Annotated in this window: 6 protein-coding genes; 2 read left to right on the top strand and 4 right to left on the bottom strand. The window is 72.7% G+C overall.

Going from position 1 to position 5630, the window contains the following annotated elements:
- Positions 1 to 562 (top strand): zinc-binding dehydrogenase (locus ACRDSK_RS31300; protein ID WP_431445001.1); only part of this gene is annotated, 562 nt, incomplete at its 5' end.
- A gap of 11 nt (positions 563 to 573) precedes the next feature.
- On the opposite strand, the gene ACRDSK_RS31295 is transcribed toward ACRDSK_RS31300, so the two are convergent.
- On the bottom strand, positions 574 to 1269 hold the full coding sequence (locus tag ACRDSK_RS31295) for a U32 family peptidase (RefSeq protein WP_431445000.1): 696 nt from the start codon (positions 1267 to 1269) through the stop codon (positions 574 to 576).
- A gap of 42 nt (positions 1270 to 1311) precedes the next feature.
- On the opposite strand from ACRDSK_RS31295, the gene ACRDSK_RS31290 reads away from it, so the two are divergent.
- Complete coding sequence (locus ACRDSK_RS31290; RefSeq protein WP_431444999.1) at positions 1312 to 2301, top strand: aldose epimerase family protein; 990 nt, start codon at positions 1312 to 1314, stop codon at positions 2299 to 2301.
- Positions 2302 to 2326: 25 nt separating this feature from the next.
- On the opposite strand, the gene ACRDSK_RS31285 is transcribed toward ACRDSK_RS31290, so the two are convergent.
- From ACRDSK_RS31285 to ACRDSK_RS31275, 3 genes are all read right to left on the bottom strand, one after another.
- Positions 2327 to 3715 carry an alkaline phosphatase PhoX gene (locus ACRDSK_RS31285; protein ID WP_431444998.1) on the bottom strand — a complete coding sequence of 463 codons (1389 nt, stop codon included), beginning with the start codon at positions 3713 to 3715 and terminating at the stop codon, positions 2327 to 2329.
- Between the two features lie 138 nt (positions 3716 to 3853).
- Positions 3854 to 4687: an NAD(P)H-binding protein gene (locus ACRDSK_RS31280; RefSeq protein ID WP_431444997.1), complete on the bottom strand. Its 834-nt coding sequence runs from the start codon at positions 4685 to 4687 to the stop codon at positions 3854 to 3856.
- 10 nt (positions 4688 to 4697) lie between these two features.
- Positions 4698 to 5564: a maleate cis-trans isomerase family protein gene (locus ACRDSK_RS31275; RefSeq protein WP_431444996.1), complete on the bottom strand. Its 867-nt coding sequence runs from the start codon at positions 5562 to 5564 to the stop codon at positions 4698 to 4700.
- Positions 5565 to 5630 lie beyond the last annotated feature (66 nt).

Genomic DNA, 5630 nt, shown 5'->3' with positions numbered 1-5630 from the left:
GTGCGTGGCCGCGGCCGGCCTGAAGGCGGCGCCGGTGCCGGGCGAGCGGGTCGCGGTGGTCGGCGCGGGCACCTTGGGCCTGCTCGCCACCCAGCTGCTGCGCGCGGCCGGGCCGGGCGAGCTGACCGTCGTGGATCCCAAGCCGGACCGCGCCGAGCTCGCGTACCGCTGCGGCGCCACCGCGCTGCTCTCCCCCGCCGATGCCGCGCGCGAGGTGGCCGGACGGTTCGATGCCGTCGTCGAGGCGGCGGGGGTCGCCGGAGCGGCGCGTCTCGCCGTCCGGCTCGCTCGTCGAGGCGGGCGGGTGGTGCTGCTCGGGATCCCGGGCACGGACGACGATCCGCCATCGCCGACCGACCTGGTGTTGAACCAGGTGACGGTGCTGCCGGTGTTCGGCGCGCCGTCGCGGGCGTGGTCGCACGCGGTGCGCGCGTTCGCGTCGGGCGTGCTCGACCCGGCCGCGGTGATCACCCACGAGCTCCCGCTGGCCGAGGCGCCGGCGGCGCTCGACCTGCTGGCCGACCCCCGCGCCGGCGCGGTCAAGGTACTGCTCCGGCCATGACGTCGAGGTCGCTACGTGGCGGGGCTGGGCAGGGCGAGGCCGCGGGCCCCCGGCGCCGAACAGTCGGCCTCGACGCCGGACCGGGCCAGCAGGTCCAGGCCCAGCCGGGCGCGGCGGACGCGCTCGCGGGACAGCTGGACCGTGAGGTCGTCCAGGTGCGTGCCCGACGGGTACACGTCGGGCGCGTTGCGCAGACCGAACTTCACGTACACGGGTGACGCGATCTCCACCAGGCGTGGGATCTCGTGGTGCCGCACGAACCCCCCGACGTTGTCCGGGGCCTCCACGTACACGTCGAGCGGCACGGGCACGGTCGCGCGAACCCCGGCGATCTGGGCCAGCGACAGGTCCGTCGGCAGGTTCACCGTGTCCGCGCCGAGGCCGACCAGCACGCCGGCAGCGGCCGGGTTCGCGGCGGGCAGCATCACCGACACCTTCACCTGGAGGTCGGCGGGCAGCGCACCGTCCGCGCGCAGCCGGCCGACCACCGACAGCAGGCCGAGGTCGGACACCAGCACGCTGCGCACGCCGAGGTCGACGGCCCGGCGGACCTCGTCGACGGCCGCGGCGAGCTGGTCGGAGCCCCACGCACACGGTCCGAGGACCCCGCCCGCCGGCGCGCGTGCCATGGCCGACGTGCCCCACGCGGCGCACGGCCGCGCGAACAGGCTCAGCTCGACACCCGCGCCGGCGGCCAGCCGCACCATCTCGCCGATCTCGGCATCGGTGAGCAGCCCGACGCCGGTGCCTTGCGAGACCCGGGTTACTACGGCGGGATCGTCCAGTCCATCGAGACACCCGACCGTCGCGGCCGGACCGCCAACATCGCGCTCGGCTTCGACAACCTCGCCGACTACCTGACGAAGAACTCGCCCTACTTCGGCTGCATCACCGGCCGGTACGCCAACCGCATCGCGAAGGGCAGGTTCACCCTCGACGGCACGACCTACCAGCTCGCCGTCAACAATGGCGAGAACCACCTGCACGGCGGCGACGTCGGCTTCGACAAGCGAGTCTGGCAGGCCCGCGAGATCCGCGAGCACGGCGCCGTCGGCCTCCGGCTCACCTACGTCAGCCCGGCCGGCGAGGAGAAGTACCCCGGCACGCTCTCGGTCACGGTCACCTACCGGCTCACCGTCCGCAACGAGATTCGCATCGACTACCACGCGACGACCGACGCGCCGACGATCGTCAATCTCACCAACCACACGTACTTCAACCTGGCCGGTGAGGGCTCCGGGAGCATCTACGACCACCGGCTCAGGCTCAACGCGAGCCGGTACACGCCGGTGGACCCGACCCTGATCCCGACCGGCTCACTGGACCCGGTCGCCGGCACCCCGATGGACTTCCGCCGCCCGACCGCGATCGGCGCCCGCATCCGCGACAACTTCCAGCAGCTGCTGCTCGGCCAGGGCTACGACCACAACTTCGTGCTCGACCGGCGCGACGACACCTCGCTCGCGCTCGCGGCACGGGTGAGCGAACCGACGAGCGGGCGGACCGTCACGATCCGCACCGCGGAGCCCGGCATCCAGTTCTACTCGGGCAACTTCCTCGACGGCACGCTCGTCGGCACCGGCGGCCACATCTACCGGCAGGGCGACGGGTTCGCGCTGGAGACCCAGCACTTCCCCGACTCGCCGAACCAGCCGTCGTTCCCGTCGACCGTGCTCCGCCCGGACGGGGTCTACCAGACGACCACGGTGTACGAGTTCGGCACGACGTCGGCGGGCTGATCGGCGCAGCCAGCGGATCAGTTCATCAGTCGTGCCGGCGGTTCCACGGGCCGGTGACGGCGAACGTCATGCCGGGGTCGTAGATGTTGAAGAACATCGTCTTCCCGTCGGTGGAGAAACCCGCCCCGGCCAGCTCGCCGTACGACGGCTCCTCGGGCGTTCCGTTGTTCACGCGGTTGCGGGCGAAGTGGAAGACGTCGCCGTCGCGTGTCGTGCCGAGCATGTACGCGTCGCCGATGCCGTCCTCGCACATCATCAGGCCGCCGTACGGTGACATGCAGATGTTGTCGGGCGCGTCGAACTCCGGGTTCTCCGGTCCGGGCGTCGGCCGGGTGAAGACCACCTCGAGTCGCAGCGTTCGACGCCGCGGGTCGAACTTCCAGACCTGGCCGTCGTGGTTCTTCGCCGGGCCGAGCTCGGTCCGGGCGAACGACGAGACGAAGTACACGCACCGGTCCCGCTCGCCCCACCAGGCGCCCTCGAGCTTGTAGCCGCCGGTGATCTGCTTCGGGTAGTCCTGCGCCCGGACCGACTCGGTGGTGGCCAACGGATCGGGCACGGTCATCCACTCGACGCCGCCGAACACCTCCCCCGCCTCCTGCACCACCGACAGGTCGGGCAGGTCCGGCACGCGCAACGCCTGAAGCTCGCCGCCGGCGCGCAGGCTTCCCCAGCCGCCGCGGGGACGCTTCGGCAGGAAGCGGTAGAGGCTGCCCAGCGGTGCGACGAACGCGTCCTCGGTCTCGTAGACGATGCCGGTGCGCGGGTCGACCGCGACGGCCTCGTGCTGGAACCGGCCCATCGCCTTCAGCGGCGTCGGGTCCTCGTTGCGCCCGTTGTCGTACGGGTCGACCTCGAAGATGAAGCCGTGGTCCTTCGTGTAGCCGTTCGTGCCGGCCTTGTCCTCGGTCTCCTCGCAGGTCAGCCACGTGTGCCACGGCGTGATGCCGCCGGAGCAGTTGATCGCGGTGCCGCCGAGGCTGATGTGCTCGGACTCGGCCTCGCCGTGCCGGTCGATCACCAGCGTGCTGGTGCCACCGGCACCGGCCGGGTCGTACGTCCGCTCCGGCGGAGCGACCACCTTGATCTGCGACGTCGGCGAGCACTCGTGGTTGCGGACCAGCCGGGAGCCCCGCCGACGGGCGGGGAACGCGCCCATGCCGTCGAACCGGCTCGGCACCTGCAGCCCGTCCGGCCGGACGGTCCCCTCACGAGACAGGATCGTGTAGCGGAAGCCGCGGGGCAGGTCCAGGATCCCGTCGGGGTCCGGGATCAGCGGGCCGTACCCGGCCGGCGGCCCGGAGGTCCCCGCCGCCGGCTGCGCGGCGAACAACGCCTCGACGGATCCGGCGACGACGACGGCAGCACCGGTACCCGCGGCACGGCTCAGGAACTGGCGGCGCGACGATGTCATGGCGTCTCCTCAGGCGGTCGGACGAACGTGAACGCACGATGAACGACGAGTCAACAGCATCACCGACCACAGCACCACCAACACCTCGGCGAGCCCCTGCCTGGCACCGAGTAGGGACAACGGCCGTGCCGTGCCCGGTCAGGCCGCGAAGCGGCGGGCGAACTCGGTGACGTCCAGGGCGGGCCGGCCGGTGAGGCGCGGCACGGTGTCGTGCACCGGGATCCGCAGCGCCCCGGTCGCCACGTCGGTCAGCGCGTCGGCGAGGAACCGGCCGTAGTCCTCGGAGAAACCCCGCGCACACATCAGGTCGACGAACTCGTCGGCCGTGACGGGGGTGTAGCTCACCGGCCTGCCGGTGGCCTCGGTGAGCGCCGCGGCGACATCGTGGTGGGTCACCGACTCGGGGCCGGTGATCGGGAGCGGTCCGGTCGCCGCGTCCGGGGACATCGCCGCCACGGCGACGGCGGCGATGTCCACCGCCGCGACGAACGGGATGCGGCCCTCCCCGCATGGCAGCCGGATCTCGCCCACCTGCGTCATCCCGGCGAACGAGCCCAGCGTGAAGTTGTCCAGGAACCATGTCGGACGCAGGATGGCGGACTTCACCGGCAGTTCGGCGAGCGTCCGCTCGGACACGCACAGCGGGCTGTCCGCATCCGCGCTGTCGACGTCCAAACTGGACAGTAGGACCACCCGTTCGACACCGGCCGCGGCCACCGCACGAAGCAGGTCCGGCGTCCGCTCGGGAGCGCCTGGGTGGTTGAACGGGATCAGCACGTAGGCGGCCTGGGCGCCGGCGGCGGCCGGGGCCCAGGTCGTCTCGTCGTCCCAGTCGAACGGAACCGTCTGGCCGTACGCCGCGGGCCGCCTGCCCGCGGACCGCACCGTCCAGCCGCGGCCGGTCGCCAGCTCCGCGACGTGCCGTCCGGTCTTGCCGGTGGCGCCGTACACCGTCACCGTGTAGTCGTTCACGGCCGGCACGCTAGTGGGCCGCCGCGATCCGGTCCGCTTCGGCCGGGTTCGCGCGAGGAGCCGGCCGAAGCGGCACCGTGTCGAACAGCCGGCCGTACCCCGGCACCGCGGCACGAACCCCGGCCGCCCGCAGACCGGACCACAGCGCCGCCTGGTTGGAGGTCACCACCGGGAGACCGAGATCCTGTTCGAGCGGCTCGATCGCGTCGATGCAGCTCAACCCGTTGCCCACCACCACGATGCCGTCGGCGTCGGCCGGGACGGTGGCACGGACCTGCCGGTAGAGGGCGTCGGCGCGGACCTCCTGTTGGCCGTTGTCGTCCCAGACCTGCCACGGTTCCCGGTCCCGCCAGCCCGCGCCGAGGTCGTAGCGGACCAGCCCGGCAGGCGGGTGGCCGGCGTCGGTGAAGTAGCGCACGGCGTGCGCGCCGATCGCGTCGTTGAACCACGGCGGGGCCACCAGCATCGGCCGGGTGACGCCGGTGGCCGCCATGGCCGAGGTCAGCGCGCCTGCCGCGGTGAAGACCGGGCTGCCGTGCGCGAGGTCGGCCGCCCGCCGCGCGAACTCGGGGTCGAACGAGCGGCCGCCGAAGAAGCTGCCGGTGACGAAGCAGAGGGCGATCGCGTCCAGCCCGATCCGGCCGAGATAGTCCAGACCGGTCGCGATGTCCGGTGAGTTGGCGACGGTGCCCGCGGGGTCGTCGCCGTAGCTGCCCGACCCACTCTGCCGCGGGCTGGCGAACCGGGCCGCATGCACCGAGACGCCGGACGGTGCCATGGCCTGGAACTCGATCTCCGGCACCATGTCCTTGTCGATCACCAGGATGCCGAGCCTGGCTCGCCAGCCGGCCTCGGCGCCGTGTGTCCGGTCAGTCATCCGCGTCCTTCGGTGCGGTGGCCGGCTGGGCCGCGCCGGCCGGTGCGGTGCTGGCGGGCGCGGGAC

This window comes from Actinophytocola sp. (assembly GCF_050699915.1).
Taxonomy (GTDB): Bacteria; Actinomycetota; Actinomycetes; order Mycobacteriales; family Pseudonocardiaceae; genus Actinophytocola.
The sequence above is the reverse complement of the archived record's forward strand: the minus strand, read 5'-3'. Positions and strand labels throughout refer to the sequence as shown.

Bases quoted from the DNA above. Each gene is read 5' to 3' on its own strand.
- ACRDSK_RS31285 (WP_431444998.1), bottom strand. From the start codon at position 3,715: ATGACATCGTCGCGCCGCCAGTTCCTGAGCCGTGCCGCGGGTACCGGT.
- ACRDSK_RS31275 (WP_431444996.1), bottom strand. From the start codon at position 5,564: ATGACTGACCGGACACACGGCGCCGAGGCCGGCTGGCGAGCCAGGCTC.
- ACRDSK_RS31295 (WP_431445000.1), bottom strand. From the start codon at position 1,269: ATGGTGCGGCTGGCCGCCGGCGCGGGTGTCGAGCTGAGCCTGTTCGCG.